Here is a 19,182-nt window from a genome sequence, read left to right as displayed (position 1 = left end):
ACATGCCCAAGCAGAAGACCCACTCCGGTGCCAAGAAGCGTTTCAAGGTCACCGGTTCCGGCAAGATCATGAAGCAGCAGGCCGGCATGCGACACAACCTCGAGGTGAAGAGCGCCAGCCGCAAGGCGCGCCTCAACCAGGACCAGCTGTTGGCCCCGGCCGACGCCAAGGTCGCCCGGAAGCTTCTCGGTCACTGACCGCTGACACGAACGTAGAGGAACAAGAAAATGGCAAGAGTCAAGAGAGCGGTCAACGCCGCCAAGAAGCGTCGCGTCATCCTCGAGCGCGCCGAGGGCTACCGCGGTCAGCGTTCGCGCCTGTACCGCAAGGCCAAGGAGCAGGTCACCCACTCGCTCGTCTACTCGTACCGTGACCGCCGTGCGCGCAAGGGCGAGTTCCGCCGCCTGTGGATCCAGCGCATCAACGCCGCGTCGCGTCAGAACGGCCTGACCTACAACCGCCTCATCCAGGGCCTGTCCCTGGCCGGCATCGAGGTCGACCGTCGCATCCTGGCCGAGCTGGCCGTGCACGAGCCCGCCACCTTCGCGTCGATCGTCGCGACGGCCAAGGCTGCGCTGCCCGCCGACACCTCGGCCCCCAAGGCCACGGTCGCCGCGTAGCACGCACTGCGTCAGCATCACCAGCACCACCTCCGGAGGGCCCGGACAGCACTTGCTGTCCGGGCCCTCCGTCGTTCCCGGGGTCGGGTGCGGCATAGTTGTCGCGTGCGCACCCCTCTGATCGACAACCCCCGTTCGCCGCGAGTCCGGGCGGTGGCGAAGCTCTCCAAGCGGGACGCCCGCACCGAGACGGGGCTGTTCCTGCTGGAGGGGCCGCAGGCGGTGTCCGAGGCGCTCGCGTTCCGTCCCGAGCTGGTGCTCGAGCTCTACGTCACTCCCACCGCCCTCGAGCGGCACCCGGGGCTGGCGGACGCGGCCGGCGAGGCGGGCCTCGAGGCGGAGTTCGTCACCGAGGCCGTGCTCGACGCCATGGCCGACACCGTGACCCCGCAGGGCGTGGTGGCCGTCTGCCGTCAGTTCCCCACGTCGGTCAAGGACATCTTCGCCGAGGGCGACGACGGCGGCCCGAAGCTCATCGCCATCCTCGAGGAGGTGCGTGACCCGGGCAACGCCGGGACGATCATCCGCGCCGCCGACGCCGCCGGTGCCGACGCCGTCGTGATGACCGGTCGAAGCGTCGACCTCTACAACCCGAAGGTCGTCCGCGCGACGACCGGCTCACTCTTCCACGTCCCCGTCGCGGTCGGCATCGACCTGGCCAGCGTCGTGGCGCGGTGCGCCGAGGCGGGCATCCAGGTCATCGCCGCCGACGTCAAGGGCGACGACCTGCTGCAGGCGCGGCAGGACGGCGTCCTCGACGCCCCGACCGCCTGGCTCTTCGGCAACGAGGCGCGCGGGCTCACCGACGACGACCTCGCGCGGGCCGACCGAGCGGTCGTGGTGCCCATCTACGGGCACGCCGAGTCGATGAACCTGGCGACCGCCGCCTCCGTCTGCCTCTACGAGAGCGCGTTCGCCCAGCGCTCCTAGGCGGACCGGACGGCTCGTTTCGGTTGCGTTACGAATCAGCTGTGAGTTTGACCCCCTACCGGGCGTCTGTTTGTGTGGACCCATGGAACCCCTCGTCGTGGTCGACCACGTCAACAAGCACTTCGGTCAGCTGCACGTCCTGAAAGACGTCACGACCACCGTCGGGCGGGGCGAGGTCGTCGTGGTGATCGGTCCGAGCGGCTCGGGCAAGTCGACGCTCTGCCGGGCGATCAACCGCCTCGAGACGATCGACGACGGCGTCATCACGATCGACGGCACGCGTCTGCCCGAAGAGGGCTCGGCCCTCGCGAAGCTCCGTGCCGACGTGGGCATGGTGTTCCAGAGCTTCAACCTCTTCGCCCACAAGACGGTCCTCGAGAACGTCACGCTCGGGCAGATCAAGGTGCGCGGCCGGTCCAAGGCTGAGGCCGAGAAGCGCGCGATGGAGCTGCTGGACCGCGTCGGGGTGGGCAACCAGGCGTCCAAGATGCCTGCTCAGCTCTCCGGTGGGCAGCAGCAGCGCGTGGCCATCGCCCGCGCCCTGGCGATGGACCCCAAGGTGATGCTCCTCGACGAGCCGACCAGCGCGCTCGACCCCGAGATGATCACCGAGGTCCTCGACGTCATGGTGCAGCTCGCGAAGGACGGCATGACGATGATCGTCGTCACCCACGAGATGGGCTTCGCCCGCAAGGCGGCCGACCGTGTCGTGTTCATGGCCGAGGGCGAGATCGTCGAAGAAGCGACGCCCGAGGAGTTCTTCACTGCCCCGAAGTCGGACCGGGCCCGCGACTTCCTCTCGAAGATCCTCACGCACTGAGCCCGGCACGCCCCGTCACGGGGCGTCCTCGGCCACCCCTCCGCACCTCCTGCGCCCCCGGCGTCGAGGAGGCGCCCCACCAGACTCCCGGACGTCGACCGTCGACCGGGTCACCCAGCAAGGAGAACGACATGCGACTCAGCAAGGGATTCGTCGCCGCAGCCGCAGCCGCCGTGACGGTGCTCGGCCTGACGGCCTGCACCGACTCGTCGGCACCCGCCGTCGACGTCGAGACGCCCGCCGACTTCGCGGCCGGCAGCACGATGGCCGAGCTCGCCGACGCGGGCGAGATCACGATCGGAACCAAGTTCGACCAGCCGCTCTTCGGCCTGGCGAACCCGGACGGCGTGCCGGAGGGCTTCGACGCCGAGATCGGCAAGCTGATCGCCGCGAAGCTCGGCATCGAGCCCGACTCCATCAACTGGGTCGAGACCGTGTCGGCCAACCGCGAGCCGTTCATCCAGAACGGCCAGGTCGACCTCGTCATCGCGACGTACACGATCAACGACGCCCGCAAAGAGGTGGTCTCGTTCGCCGGCCCGTACTACGAGGCCGGTCAGGACCTCCTCGTGCTCGAGGGCAACCCCGAGGGCATCGAGAGCGTCGACGACCTCGCGGGCAAGCAGGTCTGCACGGTCAGCGGCTCGACCAGCGAGGCCAACATCGCCGAGTACGTCAGCGCGCCGACCGACATCATCGCGACCGACACGTACTCGAACTGCCTCGAGCCGCTGCGCACGGGCGCGGTCCAGGCCGTGACGACCGACAACGTCATCCTGGCCGGCCTCGCCGACCAGAACGAGGGCGAGTTCGAGGTCGTCGGCGAGCCCTTCACGGCAGAGCCCTACGGCATCGGCCTCGCGCTGGACGACACCGACTTCCGCATGTTCGTCAACGACACGCTGCAGGACGCCGAGGACGACGGCACCTGGGACGAGCTGTGGGAGAAGACGGCCGGCAAGGTCCTCGAGACCCCCGAGCCCCCGGCGATCGACCGCTACTAGCGACATCGACGGACACCGTGCGCGGCCTGCGCACGGTGTCCGTCGCCTCCCCGCCGGCCCCGCTCGGCGGGCCCGCCGCCCCGACCTGAGGACCAATCCGTGAACCCCCTGGACGTCATCCCCGGCCTCGACGCCGTGACCGACAACTGGCCCCGATTCTGGGGCGGCTTCGTCACGACGCTGCAGCTGATGCTGTTGTCGGGCGTCGGCGCCCTCGTGATCGGCTTCGTGGTCGCGGCGATGCGCATCTCGCCCGTCGCCTCCTTCCGCGCCTTCGCGACCGTCTACACGGAGGCGCTCCGCAACACGCCGCTCACCTTGGTCCTCTTCTTCTGCGCCTTCGTGCTGCCCTACCTCGGGGTCGACTTCGGCAGCTACTTCCCGCTCGCGGTGATCGGCCTGACGGCCTACACGTCGCCGTTCGTCGCCGAGGCCATCCGGTCGGGCATCAACGGCGTGCCGGTCGGCCAGGCCGAGGCCGCACGCAGCATCGGCCTCGGGTTCGGCCAGACCCTCGGGCACGTGATCCTGCCGCAGGCGGTCCGCATGGTCGTGCCGCCGCTCATCAACGTCTTCATCGCCCTCACGAAGAACACCTCCGTGGCGGGAGCCTTCTTCGTGGCGGAGCTGTTCGCCGCCGGTCGCTACATCGCCAACGACCGGGGCGACGCGGTCATCACGACGCTGCTCGCCGTGGCCGTCTTCTACCTCGTCGTCACCGTCACGCTCGGCCGGGTCGCCGCCGTCGTCGAGCAGAGAGTCGCAGCCCTCCGATGAGCACCAACGTCCTCTACGACGCCCCAGGGCCCGTCGCGCGCCGCAGGTCGCGGATCATCTCGGTGGTCGGCGTCGTCCTCGTCCTCGCCCTGCTGGGCTACGTCGCCTACCTGCTCGGCCGTCCGCGCGTCAGCGCGAACGGCGCCGTCACGCCGGGCGTCCTCGACGGCTCCCGGTGGGACATCCTCGGCGACCTCGCCCTCTGGCGTGCCATCGGTCGAGGTTGGGTCGCGACCCTCCAGGCCGCGGCCATCGCGTCCGTCCTCGCCGTGGTCATCGGTGTCCTCTTCTCGTTCCTCCGCACCGCGAGGTCGAGGTGGGTGCGCGTGCCGACGACGGTCGTCCTCGAGTTCTTCCGCGGCATGCCCGTCCTGCTGATGATGCTGTTCATCCTGCTCGTCTTCTCGACCGGGGCCTTCTGGGCCGTCGTGGCGGCCCTCGCCGTGTACAACGGCGCCCTCATCGGCGAGGCCCTCCGCGCCGGGATCGCGTCGCTCCCGAAGGGCCAGCGCGAGGCCGGCCTGGCGATCGGGCTGACGCCGACGAGCACGCGCTTCCTGATCGAGTTCCCGCAGGCGTTCCGACAGATGCTGCCGATCATCCTGGCGCAGCTCGTCGTCCTCCTGAAGGACACCTCGCTCGGCTACATCGTCGGCTACGTCGAGCTGACCCGCGAGGGCCTGAACCGTCTCGGCACCTACTACGGCAGCCGCTACACGTTCACGCTCTTCGCCGTGGTGCTCGTCGTGTACCTCGCGACCAACCTCGTGCTCTCCTACGTCGTGCGTGTCGTCGACCGCCGCACGGGCCGTCGGGGCGTCGTTCGCACCAAGGGCGGGCTCGGCGGCACGGGCCTCCTGGCCCGCGCCGGGCGACCGAACGTCCCCGTGACGACCGGCGAGGCCGGGGGAGCGGGCGTCGGAGCCGGTGCCGGCGGGGCCGCCGGCGACCACTGAGCCCTCCCAGGTCCGTGATCTGCGCCTCCTCGTCCCCAGGGCACGAGGAGGCGCGGGTCGTCTCCCCAACGATCGCTAAGCTTGGTTCTCGTGTCAGACTCCGTCCCCATCTCCGAAGAGGCCGTCTCGGCCGCGGTCGACGCGGCCCTCGCCGCCGTCGCGACCGCCGCCTCCGTCGCCGAGCTCAAGGCGGCACGTGCCCAGCACGCCGGCGAGTCGTCGGTCCTGGCACGCATGAACGCCGGTCTGCGCGACCTGCCGAACGACCAGAAGGCCGCGGCAGGCAAGCTCGTCGGCGGCGCCCGCGGCCGTGTCGGCCAGGCGGTGGCCGCCCGTGAGGGCCAGCTCGCCGAGCTCGAAGAATCACAGCGCCTCGTCGACGAGGCCGTCGACGTCACGGCCTTGCCCACGCGGCACCGGGTCGGTGCGCGGCACCCGCTCGCCCTCCTGCAGGAAGAGATGCTCGACCTGTTCGTGGGCATGGGCTGGGAGGTCAGCGAGGGTCCCGAGCTCGAGCACGAGTGGTTCAACTTCGACGCACTGAACTTCGACGCCGACCACCCGGCGCGCGCCATGCAAGACACGTTCTTCGTCGATCCGGTCGACGCGCACCTCGTGCTGCGCACCCACACGTCCCCGGTGCAGATCCGCACGCTCCTCGCGAAAGAGCTGCCCGTCTACAACGTCGCGACCGGTCGCGTCTTCCGCACCGACGAGCTCGACGCGACGCACACCCCGGTCTTCACGCAGATCGAGGGCATCGCCATCGACCGCGGCCTCACGATGGCGCACCTGCGCGGCACGCTCGAGCACCTCGCGCGCTCGATGTTCGGGCAGGGCGCACAGATCCGGCTCCGGCCCAACTACTTCCCCTTCACCGAGCCGAGTGCCGAGATGGACGTCTGGCAGCCGAACGCCAAGGGCGGGGCGCGCTGGGTCGAGTGGGGCGGCTGCGGCATGGTCAACCCGAACGTCCTCCGGGCGGCGGGCATCGACCCCGAGGTGCACCAGGGCTTCGCCTTCGGCATGGGCATCGAGCGGACCCTCCAGTTCCGCAACGACCTCAACGACATGCGCGACATGGTCGAGGGCGACGTCAGGTTCAGCGAGCAGTTCGGGATGGTGGTCTGATGCGGGTTCCGCTGAGTTGGCTCGGCGAGCACGTCGACCTCCCGGTCGACGTCTCCCTCGAGCACGTGCACGCCGCGCTGGTGTCGGTCGGCTTCGAAGAAGAAGACGTCCACGTCGGCGACGTGACGGGCCCCCTCGTCGTGGGCCAGGTGCTCGAGCTGCAGCCCGAGCCGCAGAAGAACGGCAAGACCATCAACTGGTGCCAGGTCGCCGTCGGTCCCGACGACGTCCGTGGCATCGTCTGCGGTGCCCACAACTTCGTCGTCGGCGACAAGGTCGTCGTGTCGCTGCCGGGCGCCGTGCTGCCCGGCCCGTTCCCGATCGCCGCGCGCAAGACCTACGGCCACGTGTCCGACGGCATGATCGCGTCGACCCGTGAGCTCGGCCTCGGCGACGAGCACGACGGCATCCTCCTGCTCAGCTCGCTCGGCCTCGACCCCGAGGTCGGCACGGACGCGATCGCGCTCCTCGGCCTCGACGAGGCCGCCGTCGAGATCAACGTCACGCCCGACCGCGGCTACGCCCTCAGCATGCGCGGCGTGGCTCGCGAGTACTCCCACGCGACTGGAGCCTCCTTCACCGACCCGGCCGGAACGGTCGAGCCCGCGGCGGCGGACGGCTTCGCCGTGAGCGTCGTCGACGACGCCCCGGTGCGCGGCCGCCACGCCGTGGCTACCTTCGTCACCCGGGTCGTCCGCGGCATCGACTCCTCGCGGCCCACGCCGACCTGGATGTCGTCGCGGCTGCGCCTCGCCGGCGTCCGCTCGATCTCGCTGCCGGTCGACGTCACGAACTACGTGATGCTCGAGCTCGGCCAGCCGATCCACGGCTACGACCTCGCCGCCGTCCAGGGCGGGCTGACGGTCCGCCGCGCCGCCGCGGGCGAGAAGCTCGAGACCCTCGACGGCACCGTGCGTGCCCTCCACGTCGAGGACCTGGTCATCGCGGACGAGCAGGGTGCCGTGGGCCTGGCCGGCGTCATGGGCGGTTCGCGCACCGAGATGGGCGCAGGCACCACAGACGTTCTCGTCGAGGCCGCCACGTTCGACCCCGTCTCGGTCGCACGGACCGCTCGTCGGCACAAGCTGCCGAGCGAGGCGTCCCGTCGCTTCGAGCGCGGCGTCGACCCTGCCGTGTCCGCCCCTGCGGCACAGCGGGTCGTCGACCTGCTCGTCGAGCTCGCGGGCGGCACGGCCGACCCGCTCGGCTCCTCCCTCGACCAGTCCGTCGCGCCCGGCTCGATCGAGCTGCCGCGCGACCGCGCCGCCCGCCTCATGGGCGTCGACTACACGACCGACGAGGTCGTGGGCGCCCTGCGCGCCGTCGGCTCCGTCGTCGTCCAGTCGGGCGAGGGCTGGCAGGTGACCCCGCCGACCTGGCGGAGCGACCTCCGCACGTCGGCCGACCTCGTCGAAGAAGTGGCCCGCATCACCGGGTACGACCGCATCCCGTCGGTGCTGCCCGTGGCGCCTCCCGGGCGTGGCCTGTCCCGTGAGCAGAAGCTCCGCCGCCGGGTCGCGGCGTCGCTGGCCGCCGCAGGATCGGTCGAGGTCCAGGCCTACCCCTTCGTCCGTCCCGACCAGAACGCCGCCTTCGGCTCGATCGACGGCTCGGACACCCGTTCGACGGTCCCTGCCGTCACGCTCGCGAATCCGCTCGACTCCGCGGCCCCCCAGCTGCGTCGCTCGCTGCTGCCCGGCCTGCTCGACGTCGTCCGCCGGAACACCTCCCGCGGTCTCGTCGACGTCTCGGTCTTCGAGAGCGGCACGGTCTTCCTGCCGGTCGAGGGCACGACCTACGGCACCGCCGAGGTGCCCGCCGGTGCCGAGCGCCCCGGTGACGAGCTCCTCGCCTCCCTGGCCGCGAGCCTCCCTGCGCAGCCCCGGCACCTCGCCGTGGCCGTCGTGGGCGACGCCGTCGATCGTCAGCCGGGGCAGCCTGCCGTCGCCGCAGGCCTGGCTGACGTGCTCGACGACCTCAGGGTCGCCGTCCGCGCCGCCGGGGCCGAGGTCGAGTTCCGCACGGGTCAGCACCTTTCCCTGCACCCCGGCCGCACGGCCGAGGTGCTGGTCGCGGGAGAGCTCGTCGGCGTGGCCGGCGAGCTGCTGCCCACGGTGTCGGCCGAGCTCGACCTGCCGCGCGTCGTCGCGGTCGGCGAGATCGACCTCGACCGCGTCCTGGCCCTGTCCGACCTCCCCGTCCAGCCGACGGCGATCTCGTCCTACCCGGCCGCGACGCAGGATCTGTCGCTCGTCGTCGGCGTCGACGTCGCCGCGGGCGACCTGCTCGAGACCGTCCGCGAGGGCGCCGGCGACCTGCTCGAGTCCGTGCGGCTCGTCGACGACTACCGGGGCACCGGACTGCCGGGGGCGAGCAAGTCGTTGACCTTCGCGCTGCGGTTCCGTGCCGACGACCGCACGCTGACGGCCGCCGAGGCGACCGAGGCCAAGCAGGGGGCCGTCCGCCTCGCCGGCGAGCGATCAGGGGCGACGCTCCGCGAGTGACCTCGCGAGGCGCCGCCGCCCTCGATCCTCGACCGACTCGACCATCAGGATGGACACATGCCTCACTCCGTAGCAGTAGCGGGCGCCAGCGGGTACGCCGGCGGTGAGCTCCTCCGGCTCCTCGCCGCGCACCCCGACTTCGAGGTCACGACCGTCACGGCGTTCCAGAACGCCGGTCAGCCCCTCGTCGCCCTGCAGCCCCACCTGCGCTCCCTCGCGCACCTCACGCTCGTCGAGACGACCGCCGAGACCCTCGCCGGGCACGACGTCGTCTTCCTCGCCCTCCCGCACGGCAAGTCGGGTGCGATCGCGGCGCAGCTGCCCGACGACGTCCTCGTCGTCGACTGTGGTGCCGACCACCGTCTCACCGACGAAGCCGCCTGGGCCCAGTTCTACGGCACCGAGTACCACGGCGCGTGGGCGTACGGGCTGCCCGAGCTCCTGCTCGGTGCGTCCGGCGGGCGTCAGCGCGACGCCCTGCGCGGCGCACGCCGCATCGCGGTGCCCGGCTGCAACGTGACGGCGGTGACCCTCGGCCTCGCCCCGGGCGTCCGTGCCGGGCTGGTGGAGGCGACCGACATCGTGTCGGTCCTGGCGGTCGGCCCGTCGGGAGCCGGCAAGGCGCTGGCACCGCACCTCCTCGCCAGCGAGCTGATGGGGTCCGCCTCGGCCTACGGGGTCGGCGGCACGCACCGCCACGTGCCCGAGATCCAGCAGAACCTCCGGCTCGCCGGCGCACGAGACGTGCGGATCTCGTTCACCCCCGTGCTGGTCCCGATGTCGCGGGGCATCCTCGCGACCACGTCGGCGACGCTCGCCCCCGGTGTCGGCGCCCACGACGTGCGCACCGCCTGGGAGCAGGCCTACGCCGACGAGCCCTTCGTCCACGTCCTGCCCGAGGGCGTGTTCCCCCGGACGGCCGACACGGTCGGGGCGAACACGGCCCTCATCGGCCTCGCCGTCGACGAGGCCGCCGAGCGCGTCGTCGTCGTCAGCGCCATCGACAACCTCGTCAAGGGCACGGCCGGCGCGGCCGTCCAGTCCGCCAACATCGCCCTCGGCCTCTCCGAGACCGCGGGCCTCAGCACGGACGGAGTGGCACCGTGAGCGTCACCGCAGCACAGGGCTTCACCGCCGCCGGCGTCGTCGCCGGCCTCAAGAGCACCGGCGCGCGCGACGTCGCCCTGGTCGTCAACACCGGTCGCAGCAAGGCCGCCGCGGCCGTCTTCACGAGCAACCGCGCCAAGGCGCACCCCGTCCTGTGGTCCCAGCAGGTGCTGGGCGACGGCGTCGCGGAGGCGGTCGTCCTGAACTCGGGAGGCGCCAACTGCTTTACCGGCCCGTTCGGCTTCCAGACCACCCACGCCACGGCCGAGGCCGTCGCCGAGTCGCTCGGCGTCTCGGCGGGCGACGTCGTCGTGTGCTCCACCGGCCTGATCGGCGTCGGCGACCAGGTCTTCCGCGACAAGGTGCTCTCCGGGTCCCGCGCTGCGGCGACCCAGCTGAGCGCCGAGGGCGGCGAGGACGCCGCCCTCGCGATCATGACGACCGACAGCGTGCCCAAGCAGGCCGTCGTCGCCGGTGACGGCTGGGTGGTCGGCGGCATGGCCAAGGGCGCGGGCATGCTCGCGCCGGGCCTGGCGACCATGCTCGTCGTCCTGACGACCGACGCCGACCTCCCGGCCGAGACGCTCGACGCCGCGCTGCGCGCTGCCACGAGGGTCACCTTCGACCGCCTCGACTCCGACGGCTGCATGTCGACCAACGACACGGTCGTGCTCCTCTCGAGCGCCGAGTCCGGTGTCGCCCCGTCGGCCGACGACTTCACGACGGCGGTCACGGAGCTCTGCGCCGACCTGGCTCGCCAGCTGCAGGCGGACGCCGAGGGCGCCTCCCACGACATCCGCATCGAGGTGGTCGGTGCCGTCGACGAGGACGACGCGGTCGAGGTGGGCCGCTCCGTCGCCCGGAACAGCCTCTTCAAGGCCGCCGTGTTCGGCAACGACCCCAACTGGGGCCGCGTGCTCGCCGCCATCGGCACCACGTCGGCCGCCTTCGACCCCTACGACGTCGACGTGTCGATGAACGGCGTCCGGGTCTGCCACGCGGGGGCGCCCGACGTCCCGAGCGAGACCGTCGACCTCACCCCGCGGGCCGTCCACGTGCTGGTCGACCTGCGCGCCGGCGACGCCGAGGCGACGATCCTCACGAACGACCTCACGCACGACTACGTGCACGAGAACAGCGCGTACTCCAGCTGATGGGCGCACACGAGGTGACCCACAGCGCCGAGCAAGAACTGGCAGCCGTCAAGGCCGCGACCCTGATCGAGTCGCTGCCCTGGCTCAAGCGCTTCTCCGGCAAGGTCGTGGTCGTGAAGTTCGGCGGCAACGCGATGGTCGACGAGGCCCTCGGCCGTGCCTTCGCCGAGGACATGGTCTACCTGCGGCTGGCCGGCCTGTACCCGGTGGTCGTCCACGGAGGCGGTCCGCAGATCTCCGCGGCCCTCGCGACCGCGGGCATCCCGAGCGACTTCCGCGGCGGGTACCGCTACACGAGCACCGAGGCCATCGCCGTGGTCCGCGACGTCCTCGCCGGGGACGTCGCGCAGCAGATCGTCGGGCTCGTCAACGAGCACGGCGACCTCGCCCGCAGCGTGTCCGGCGAGGGCTCGACGCTGTTCCGCGGTCGTCGCCGCGGCACCGTCGTCGACGGCGAGGCCGTCGACCTCGGGCACGTGGGTGACGTCGTCGACGTCGACCCGTCGTCGGTGCTCGCCGAGATCGAGGCAGGACGCATCCCGGTCGTGTCGTCGCTCGCCGTCGACGAGGGCGACGAGGGGTCGCTGCTGAACGTGAACGCCGACGCCGCGGCCGCCGCGCTCGCCGTGGCGCTCCGGGCGACCAAGCTCGTCGTGCTCACCGACGTCTCGGGCCTCTACTCCGACTGGCCGAACCGCGACTCGCTGGTCGCCGCCATCACCGTGTCGGCGCTCACCGACATGCTCCCGACGCTCGAGTCGGGCATGATCCCCAAGATGACGGCCTGCCTCGACGCGGTCGTCGGCGGCGTCGGGGGAGCGACCATCATCGACGGCCGCATCCCGCACTCCATCCTCCTCGAGGTCTTCACCCAGCGCGGGTCGGGCACCGAGGTCGTCCCCGACGACAGGGCCGCCGCCTACGGCGCACCCGTCGTCGACTCGTTCCCGATCACCCCGTTCGGCGACGTCAGCACCCCGCAGGAAGGACAGTCGTGACCACCACCCAGACCCCAGCCGGACACGACGAGCGCCGCGACTGGCAGAGCCGGTTCGGCGACGCGTTCATGCGCTCGCTGGCCACCCCGAAGGTGATGCTCGAGCGCGGCGAGGGCTGCGCCGTGTGGGACGTCGACGGCAAGCGCTACCTCGACTTCCTCGCCGGCATCGCCGTCAACGCCCTCGGCCACGCGCACCCCGTGCTCGTCGAGGCGATCGCCCGGCAGGCCGGCGCGCTCGTCCACGTCTCCAACTACTTCGCGACCGAGCCGCAGCTGGCCCTGGCCGAGCGACTCCTCCGCATCAGCGGCGCGGGCGACCAGGGTCGCGTCTACTTCGCGAACAGCGGGGCCGAGGCCAACGAGGCCGCGTTCAAGCTCGCGCGGCTCAACCGCGGCGACGGACGCCGCACGCGGATCCTCGCCCTGCAGAACTCGTTCCACGGCCGCACCATGGGCGCACTCGCCCTCACCGGCAAGCCCGCCCTCCGCGGGCCCTTCGAGCCGATGGTGGCGGGCGTCGAGCACATCGACACGACGCTCGAGGCGCTCGAGGCCGCGATGGGTGACGACGTCGCGGCTCTCTTCGTCGAGCCGATCAAGGGCGAGGCCGGCGTGCTCGACCTCCCCGTCGGGTTCCTCGAGCGGGCCCGTGAGCTGACCCGCGAGCACGGAGCGCTCCTCGTCCTGGACGAGATCCAGACGGGCATCGGCCGCACCGGCTCCTGGTTCGCCTTCCAGCAGTTCGACGTCGTGCCCGACGCCATCACGGTCGCCAAGGGGATCGCCGGGGGAGTCCCCATCGGCGCGCTCGTCACCTTCGGCGCCGCCTCCGACCTGTTCGAGGCCGGACAGCACGGCAGCACGTTCGGTGGCAACCCGCTGGCCACGGCTGCCGCGGACGCGGTCCTCGGCGAGATCGAGCGTGCCGGCCTCGTCGAGGCCGCCGTCGTCCGGGGCGCCCAGATCCGGGCTGCCGTCGAGGCGATGGACTCGCCGCTCGTCGCCGGCGCCCGCGGGCAGGGCCTGCTGATCGGCATCGGCCTGACCCAGCCGATCGCCGCCGAGATCTCGGCCCGGTGCCTCGAAGCAGGCCTGATCGTGAACGCCCCCAACGACTCCAGCGTTCGCCTCGCCCCGCCGCTCATCGTGGGCGACGCCGAGATCGCCGAGTTCTCCACCCTCTTCTCCCGCGTCCTGAAAGGTCTCGAATGACCCGCCACTTCCTCCGCGACGACGATCTCAGCCGCGCTGAGCAGCTCGAGGTCCTCGACCTCGCAGACGCCCTCAAGCGAGACCGCTGGTCGCAGCGCCCCCTCGAGGGCCCGCAGACGGTCGCCGTGATCTTCGACAAGTCGTCGACCCGCACCAGGGTCTCGTTCGCGGTCGGCATCGCCGACCTCGGCGGCAGCCCGCTCGTCATCGCGACCGCGAACAGCCAGCTGGGCGGCAAGGAGACGCCGTCCGACACCGCACGCGTCCTCGAGCGCATGGTCGCGGCCATCGTCTGGCGCACCTACGCGCAGTCCGGCCTGGAAGAGATGGCGGCCGGCACGACCGTCCCGGTCGTCAACGCCCTCAGCGACGACTTCCACCCCTGCCAGCTGCTGGCCGACCTGCAGACCATCCGGGAGGCGAAGGGCACGCTCGCCGGCCTCTCCGTCGCCTTCGTCGGCGACGGCCGGAGCAACATGGGCCAGTCGTACCTGCTGGCCGGCGCCACCGCCGGCATGCACGTGCGCATCGGCTCGCCGGCGGGCTTCCAGCCGGAGCAGCATGTCGTCGACGACGCGGCCGCGATCGCCGCGACGACCGGCGGATCCGTCCAGGTCGTCGACGACGCCGCGGCTGCGGTCGCGGGAGTCGACGTCGTCGTCACCGACACCTGGGTCTCCATGGGCAAGGAGGACGAGAAGGACGAGCGTGTCGCCGTCTTCGGCGGCTTCAAGGTCGACCAGGCGCTCATGGCACGGGCCGCCGACGACGCGATCTTCCTGCACTGCCTCCCCGCCGACCGCGGGTACGAGGTCGACGCCGACGTCATCGACGGCCCGACCAGCGTCATCTGGGACGAGGCGGAGAACCGCGTCCACGCCCAGAAGGCGCTCCTCACCTGGCTGCTCTCGCACTGAGGCAGCAGCACCGAGCCAGCAGCACCGAGCTCGGAGCACCGGCCGCCCGGCCACGAGGCCGGGCGGCCTCCCGATAAGATCACCCACACACCACACTCAAGGAGAACCATGGCGGAACGCGTCGTCCTCGCATACTCCGGAGGTCTCGACACCTCCGTCGGCATCGGCTGGCTCGCTGACGCGACCGGCAAGGAGGTGGTCGCCCTCGCCGTCGACGTCGGACAGGGCGGCGAGGACATGGACGACATCCGTCAGCGTGCCCTCGACTGCGGTGCCGTCGAGTCGGTCGTCGTCGACGCCAAGGAGGAGTTCGGGCGCGACTACCTGATGCCCGCCCTCAAGGCGAACGCGATGTACCAGAAGACCTACCCGCTGGTCTCGGCCCTCAGCCGCCCGCTGATCGCGCGCCACCTCGCCCGTGTCGCGAAGGAGCTCGGCGCCGACAGCGTCGCGCACGGCTGCACCGGCAAGGGCAACGACCAGGTCCGCTTCGAGGCGGCCGTGGCCGCGCTCGCGCCCGACCTGACCAGCATCGCGCCCGTCCGCGACCTCGCCCTCACCCGCGACAAGGCGATCATCTACGCCGAGCAGCACTCGCTGCCGATCCGTCAGAGCGCGGCGAACCCGTACTCGATCGACAAGAACGTCTGGGGCCGCGCGGTCGAGACGGGCTTCCTCGAGGACCCGTGGAACCCGCCGATCGAAGATCTGTACGAGTACACGCAAGACCCGTCCGTCATCAAGGACGCCGACGAGGTCGTCATCACCTTCCAGGCCGGCGTGCCCACCGCGATCGACGGCGTCTCGTACACGCCGCTCGGCATCGTGCAGAAGATGAACGAGCTCGCGGGCGCGCACGGCGTCGGCCGCATCGACGTCGTCGAGGACAGGCTCGTCGGCATCAAGAGCCGCGAAGTCTACGAGGCTCCGGGCGCCGTCGCGCTGATCCAGGCGCACGAGGCGCTCGAGGCGCTCACGATCGAGCGCGACCTCGGCCGCTACAAGCGCGGCGTCGAGGCCGAGTGGTCGAACCTGGTCTACGACGGCCTGTGGTTCTCGGGCCTGAAGCGCTCGCTCGACGTCTTCATCGACGACACGCAGAAGTACGTCTCCGGCGAGATCCGCCTGAAGCTGCAGGGCGGCCGCGCGGTCGTCACCGGCCAGCGGAGCGACCAGAGCCTGTACGACTTCGACCTCGCGACCTACGACACGGGCGACACGTTCGACCAGTCGCTGTCCAAGGGCTTCATCGAGATCTGGTCGCTGCCGAGCAAGATCTCGGCGCGTCGCGACCTGGCGCAGCAGTAGTGGTCGACGCGACCCCGGGCCAGAACCAGCGGGCGGGGGAGGCGGGCGCCCTGTGGGGAGGCCGCTTCGCCTCCGGCCCCGCTCCCGAGCTCGCCGCCCTGAGCAAGTCGACGCAGTTCGACTGGCAGCTCGCGCCGTACGACATCGCGGGGTCACGGGCGCACGCCCGTGCCCTCGCGGCGGCGGGATACCTCGACGGCGCTGAGCTCGACGGCATGGTCGCCGCCCTCGACCAGCTCGAGGCCGACGTCGCCGACGGCTCGTTCGTGGCGGCGGAGTCCGACGAGGACGTGCACTCGGCACTCGAGCGGGGCCTGATCGGCATCGCCGGCGCCGAGCTCGGCGGCAAGCTCCGCGCGGGCCGCAGCCGCAACGACCAGATCGCCACGCTCGTGCGTCTCTACCTGCGTGACCACGGTGCGGCGATCGGCCGTCTGGTGATCGGGCTCGTCGACGCGATCGCTTCTCAGGCCTCGGCGCACCCCGACGCCGTGATGCCCGGGCGCACGCACCTGCAGCACGCTCAGCCCGTCCTGCTCGCGCACCACCTCCTCGCTCACGCCTGGCCGCTGGTCCGCGACCTCGAGCGTCTGCGCGACTGGTCGCGTCGTGCGTCGGCGTCGCCCTACGGCGCCGGTGCCCTCGCCGGCAGCTCGCTCGGCCTCGACCCGATGCTGGTCGCGACCGAGCTCGGTTTCGACCGCACCACCGAGAACAGCATCGACGCGACGGCCAGCCGTGACGTCGTGGCCGAGTTCGCGTTCGTGGCGGCCTCGATCGGCATCGACCTCTCGCGCCTCGCCGAAGAGGTGATCCTCTGGTCGACGCGGGAGTTCGGCTTCGTGAAGCTGCACGACTCGTTCTCGACCGGGTCGTCGATCATGCCCCAGAAGAAGAACCCGGACATCGCCGAGCTCGCCCGGGGCAAGTCGGGGCGACTGATCGGCAACCTCACCGGCCTGCTGGCGACGCTGAAAGGCCTCCCGCTCGCGTACAACCGCGACCTGCAGGAGGACAAGGAGCCGATCTTCGACTCAGTGACCCAGCTCGAGGTGCTGCTGCCCGCCTTCACGGGCATGATCGCCACGCTCGAGTTCGACGAGGCGCGGATGGCCGAGCTGGCGCCGCAGGGCTTCTCGCTCGCCACGGACGTGGCCGAGTGGCTCGTCCGCCAGGGAGTGACGTTCCGTGACGCCCACGAGATCAGCGGCGAGCTGGTGCGGTTCTGCGAGAAGCACGGGCTGGAGCTCGGCGAGCCGACCGACGCGCAGTACGCCGAGGTGTCGTCCCACCTCACCCCCGAGATCCGTGCGGTCCTGACCGTGCGCGGCTCGATCGGCAGCAGGCAGGGCGTCGGCGGGACGGCTCCCGAGCGCGTCGCCGAGCAGCTGGCCGAGCTGACCCAGCGCGTCGCCCGCCTGGTCCGCGACCTCGATCCGGTCTCGGCGTGACCGAGCCGCGTCGACCGCGTGCCCCGCGTGCCTGGCTGCTGCCCGGGGTCGTCGCGGTGTGCGTCGTCGTCCTCGTCGCGGTCGTCGTGATCGCGACCGCCTCGGGCCAGCGGTTCTTCTGAACGAGGTGACCCGGCTGCTCACGCGACCGGCCCTCGAGGTGGGCCCGCTCCTCCTCGGCTCGGTGTTCCGGGTCGGGGAGGTGGCGGTCAGGCTCACCGAGGTCGAGGCCTACCACGGCCAGGGACAAGACCCGGGGTCGCACGCGCACCGCGGGCCGACCCCCAGGAACGCGAGCATGTTCCGCGAGGGCGGGACCCTCTACGTGTACTTGTCGTACGGGATCCACCGCTGCGTCAACATCGTCTGCGGTCCCGAGGGGTACGCGTCCGGTCTGCTGCTCCGCGCGGGCGAGGTCGTCGACGGGCTCGACGTCGTCCGGTCGCGTCGGGCGAGCGCCCGCAACGACGCCGAGCTGGCGAAGGGACCGGGCAGGCTCGGGTCGGCACTCGCCATCGGTCTCGACGACGACGGCAGCACCCTGGGCACCGGGCGGTTCTCCCTCGAGCTGCCGACCGGGCCCGTCGGCGAGGTCGTCGCCGGTCCCCGCGTCGGGGTGTCCGGCCGGGCCGGGACCGACGAGTTCCCGTGGCGGTTCACGCTCGCGGGTGAGCCGTCGGTCTCGGCCTGGCGGCCCGCGGTCAGGCGCGGCGGCGGCACGTCCGCACGCTGATACCGTTCTCGGGTGAGCAGTGAAACCACGGCCGACGTCCTCGCCGGCCAGCACAACGACCCCACGTTCGACGACGTCTGGGACGAGCTGCAGTGGCGCGGCCTGGTCCACGTCTCGACGGACGCCGAGGCGCTGAAGTCCGTGCTCGCCGGCCCGCCGATCACGTACTACTGCGGCTTCGACCCGACCGCGCCGAGCCTGCACCTCGGCAACCTCGTGCAGCTGCTGCTGATGCGCCGGCTCCAGCTGGCCGGACACCGGCCGCTCGGGCTCGTCGGCGGTTCCACCGGTCTGATCGGCGACCCGCGTCCGACGGCCGAGCGCACCCTGAAGACACCCGAGCAGACCGCCGAGTGGGTGACGCGGATCCGCGTGCACGTCGAGAAGTTTCTCGCCGCCGAGGGCGAGAACGGCCTCCGGGTCGTGAACAACCTCGACTGGACGGCGCCCCTGTCGGCAATCGAGTTCCTCCGCGACATCGGCAAGAACTTCCGGGTGGGCACCATGCTCAAGAAGGACGCGGTGAGCGCGCGCCTCAACTCGGACGCCGGAATCAGCTACACCGAGTTCAGCTACCAGATCCTGCAGGGCCTCGACTTCCGTGAGCTCTACCGCCAGCACGAGTGCGTGCTGCAGACGGGGGGCAGCGACCAGTGGGGCAACCTGACGAGCGGCACCGAGCTGATCCGTCGCACCGAGGGAGTCGCGGTGCACGCCATCGGGACTCCCCTGATCACCAACAGCGACGGCACCAAGTTCGGCAAGAGCGAGGGCAACGCCGTCTGGCTCGATCCCGAGCTGACGAGCCCCTACGCGATGTACCAGTTCTGGCTCAACACCGACGACTCCGACGTCGTCTCGCGACTGCGGGTCTTCACGTTCCTCGACCGCGCCGCGATCGAGTCGCTCGAGCGCGCCGTGGCCGACGAGCCGTTCCGGCGGGAGGCGCAGCGCACGCTCGCGTGGGAGGTCACGCGCCTGGTCCACGGCGAGGCCGCCACGCAGTCGGCGATCGACGCGGCCGCCGCCCTCTTCGGGCAGGGCGACCTCGGTGTCCTGGACGAGGACACCCTCCGCAGCGCGGTCGCCGAGCTCCCGTCCGCGGAGGCGGACTCGACCACCACGGTGGCGCAGGCACTGGTGGCCACCGGGTTGTCGACATCTCTGGGTGCCGCCCGCCGGAGCACGGGCGAAGGCGGGGTCTACCTGAACAACGTCCGCGTGGTCGACGCCGATGCTCCGGTGGGGGAGTCCACCCTGGCCGGCGGCACCGTGGTGCTCCGTCGGGGGAAGAAGACCCTGGCCGGCGTGACGGTCCGCTGACCTTCCCTGTTCCGTGACGACGAAGGCCCGCCCCTCTCAGGGGGCGGGCCTTCGTGCATGCGGTGATCGAGAGGCGCGTTTCGCGAGTCCAGTCGCGTCGCTGATCGTGCCCCTGGAGGCCGTGTGCGGCCATCTGGCGGCCGAACGCGGTCTCGACCCTTGATTTTCCGGGGTTCGACGTTGCGACACGCCCGGGATGCGGCAGGGTTTGGACGATGTGGCTGGTGTGCCTGTA

General features: G+C 71.4%; 19 protein-coding genes. All 19 read left to right on the top strand.

What is annotated here, in order from left to right; translation table 11 throughout:
* The first annotated feature begins 2 nt into the window (after positions 1–2).
* The 19 genes from rpmI (at position 3) to tyrS (ending at position 18,947) form a co-directional block, all read left to right on the top strand.
* Entirely contained in the window at positions 3–197 is a 195-nt protein-coding gene (rpmI, locus tag RWM17_RS01330; RefSeq protein ID WP_314100740.1) for a 50S ribosomal protein L35, read from the top strand.
* 30 nt (positions 198–227) lie between these two features.
* Positions 228–620 (top strand): 50S ribosomal protein L20, encoded by a 393-nt coding sequence (rplT, locus tag RWM17_RS01325; RefSeq protein ID WP_209561104.1) that lies wholly within the window; start codon positions 228–230, stop codon positions 618–620.
* A 117-nt stretch (positions 621–737) separates the two neighbouring features.
* Positions 738–1,550: an RNA methyltransferase gene (locus tag RWM17_RS01320; protein WP_209562019.1), complete on the top strand. Its 813-nt coding sequence runs from the start codon at positions 738–740 to the stop codon at positions 1,548–1,550.
* Positions 1,551–1,632: 82 nt separating this feature from the next.
* Complete coding sequence (locus RWM17_RS01315) at positions 1,633–2,370, top strand: amino acid ABC transporter ATP-binding protein (RefSeq protein ID WP_314100739.1); 738 nt, start codon at positions 1,633–1,635, stop codon at positions 2,368–2,370.
* A gap of 131 nt (positions 2,371–2,501) precedes the next feature.
* Positions 2,502–3,374: a glutamate ABC transporter substrate-binding protein gene (locus RWM17_RS01310; protein WP_314100738.1), complete on the top strand. Its 873-nt coding sequence runs from the start codon at positions 2,502–2,504 to the stop codon at positions 3,372–3,374.
* A 108-nt stretch (positions 3,375–3,482) separates the two neighbouring features.
* Positions 3,483–4,151 (top strand): amino acid ABC transporter permease, encoded by a 669-nt coding sequence (locus RWM17_RS01305; protein WP_314100778.1) that lies wholly within the window; start codon positions 3,483–3,485, stop codon positions 4,149–4,151.
* Complete coding sequence (locus tag RWM17_RS01300) at positions 4,148–5,107, top strand: amino acid ABC transporter permease (RefSeq protein WP_314100737.1); 960 nt, start codon at positions 4,148–4,150, stop codon at positions 5,105–5,107. The genes RWM17_RS01305 and RWM17_RS01300 overlap by 4 nt, the downstream gene beginning before the upstream one ends.
* 90 nt (positions 5,108–5,197) lie before the next feature.
* The gene (pheS, locus tag RWM17_RS01295) at positions 5,198–6,238 is read left to right on the top strand and encodes a phenylalanine--tRNA ligase subunit alpha (protein ID WP_314100736.1); all 1,041 of its coding nucleotides are present in this window, start codon (positions 5,198–5,200) and stop codon (positions 6,236–6,238) included.
* Positions 6,238–8,742 carry a phenylalanine--tRNA ligase subunit beta gene (gene pheT / locus RWM17_RS01290; protein WP_314100735.1) on the top strand — a complete coding sequence of 835 codons (2,505 nt, stop codon included), beginning with the start codon at positions 6,238–6,240 and terminating at the stop codon, positions 8,740–8,742. The genes pheS and pheT overlap by 1 nt, the downstream gene beginning before the upstream one ends.
* A 57-nt stretch (positions 8,743–8,799) precedes the next feature.
* Positions 8,800–9,849, top strand: coding sequence for an N-acetyl-gamma-glutamyl-phosphate reductase (gene argC, locus RWM17_RS01285; protein ID WP_314100734.1), 1,050 nt, complete (start codon positions 8,800–8,802; stop codon positions 9,847–9,849).
* On the top strand, positions 9,846–11,003 hold the full coding sequence (argJ, locus tag RWM17_RS01280) for a bifunctional glutamate N-acetyltransferase/amino-acid acetyltransferase ArgJ (RefSeq protein ID WP_314100733.1): 1,158 nt from the start codon (positions 9,846–9,848) through the stop codon (positions 11,001–11,003). Before argC ends, argJ begins: the two co-directional genes overlap by 4 nt.
* A complete protein-coding gene (gene argB, locus RWM17_RS01275) occupies positions 11,003–12,001 on the top strand; it encodes an acetylglutamate kinase (RefSeq protein ID WP_399539871.1) in 999 nt (332 codons plus the stop codon). The genes argJ and argB overlap by 1 nt, the downstream gene beginning before the upstream one ends.
* The gene (locus RWM17_RS01270) at positions 11,998–13,215 is read left to right on the top strand and encodes an acetylornithine transaminase (protein ID WP_314100731.1); all 1,218 of its coding nucleotides are present in this window, start codon (positions 11,998–12,000) and stop codon (positions 13,213–13,215) included. Before argB ends, RWM17_RS01270 begins: the two co-directional genes overlap by 4 nt.
* The gene (gene argF / locus RWM17_RS01265) at positions 13,212–14,132 is read left to right on the top strand and encodes an ornithine carbamoyltransferase (RefSeq protein WP_314100730.1); all 921 of its coding nucleotides are present in this window, start codon (positions 13,212–13,214) and stop codon (positions 14,130–14,132) included. Before RWM17_RS01270 ends, argF begins: the two co-directional genes overlap by 4 nt.
* Before the next feature lie 108 nt (positions 14,133–14,240).
* The gene (locus RWM17_RS01260) at positions 14,241–15,440 is read left to right on the top strand and encodes an argininosuccinate synthase (RefSeq protein ID WP_133738692.1); all 1,200 of its coding nucleotides are present in this window, start codon (positions 14,241–14,243) and stop codon (positions 15,438–15,440) included.
* On the top strand, positions 15,440–16,891 hold the full coding sequence (argH, locus tag RWM17_RS01255; protein ID WP_314100729.1) for an argininosuccinate lyase: 1,452 nt from the start codon (positions 15,440–15,442) through the stop codon (positions 16,889–16,891). Before RWM17_RS01260 ends, argH begins: the two co-directional genes overlap by 1 nt.
* Positions 16,888–17,013: a hypothetical protein gene (locus RWM17_RS01250; RefSeq protein ID WP_314100728.1), complete on the top strand. Its 126-nt coding sequence runs from the start codon at positions 16,888–16,890 to the stop codon at positions 17,011–17,013. Before argH ends, RWM17_RS01250 begins: the two co-directional genes overlap by 4 nt.
* Before the next feature lie 5 nt (positions 17,014–17,018).
* A complete protein-coding gene (locus RWM17_RS01245) occupies positions 17,019–17,624 on the top strand; it encodes a DNA-3-methyladenine glycosylase (RefSeq protein ID WP_314100727.1) in 606 nt (201 codons plus the stop codon).
* 12 nt (positions 17,625–17,636) lie between these two features.
* Positions 17,637–18,947 carry a tyrosine--tRNA ligase gene (gene tyrS / locus RWM17_RS01240; protein ID WP_314100726.1) on the top strand — a complete coding sequence of 437 codons (1,311 nt, stop codon included), beginning with the start codon at positions 17,637–17,639 and terminating at the stop codon, positions 18,945–18,947.
* Positions 18,948–19,182: the final 235 nt, after the last annotated feature.

The sequence above is a fragment of the uncultured Frigoribacterium sp. genome (assembly GCF_963515265.1).
Lineage (GTDB): Bacteria > Actinomycetota > Actinomycetes > Actinomycetales > Microbacteriaceae > Frigoribacterium.
This window is presented reverse-complemented; position numbering and strand designations above follow the sequence as displayed.

What these genes read in the sequence shown, in the direction of transcription:
- RWM17_RS01260 (WP_133738692.1), top strand. Translation starts at nt 14,241, where the DNA reads ATGGCGGAACGCGTCGTCCTCGCATACTCCGGAGGTCTCGACACCTCC.
- rplT (WP_209561104.1), top strand. Translation starts at nt 228, where the DNA reads ATGGCAAGAGTCAAGAGAGCGGTCAACGCCGCCAAGAAGCGTCGCGTC.
- RWM17_RS01300 (WP_314100737.1), top strand. Translation starts at nt 4,148, where the DNA reads ATGAGCACCAACGTCCTCTACGACGCCCCAGGGCCCGTCGCGCGCCGC.
- RWM17_RS01310 (WP_314100738.1), top strand. Translation starts at nt 2,502, where the DNA reads ATGCGACTCAGCAAGGGATTCGTCGCCGCAGCCGCAGCCGCCGTGACG.
- argF (WP_314100730.1), top strand. Translation starts at nt 13,212, where the DNA reads ATGACCCGCCACTTCCTCCGCGACGACGATCTCAGCCGCGCTGAGCAG.
- pheT (WP_314100735.1), top strand. Translation starts at nt 6,238, where the DNA reads ATGCGGGTTCCGCTGAGTTGGCTCGGCGAGCACGTCGACCTCCCGGTC.
- rpmI (WP_314100740.1), top strand. Translation starts at nt 3, where the DNA reads ATGCCCAAGCAGAAGACCCACTCCGGTGCCAAGAAGCGTTTCAAGGTC.
- RWM17_RS01315 (WP_314100739.1), top strand. Translation starts at nt 1,633, where the DNA reads ATGGAACCCCTCGTCGTGGTCGACCACGTCAACAAGCACTTCGGTCAG.
- argC (WP_314100734.1), top strand. Translation starts at nt 8,800, where the DNA reads ATGCCTCACTCCGTAGCAGTAGCGGGCGCCAGCGGGTACGCCGGCGGT.
- argB (WP_399539871.1), top strand. Translation starts at nt 11,003, where the DNA reads ATGGGCGCACACGAGGTGACCCACAGCGCCGAGCAAGAACTGGCAGCC.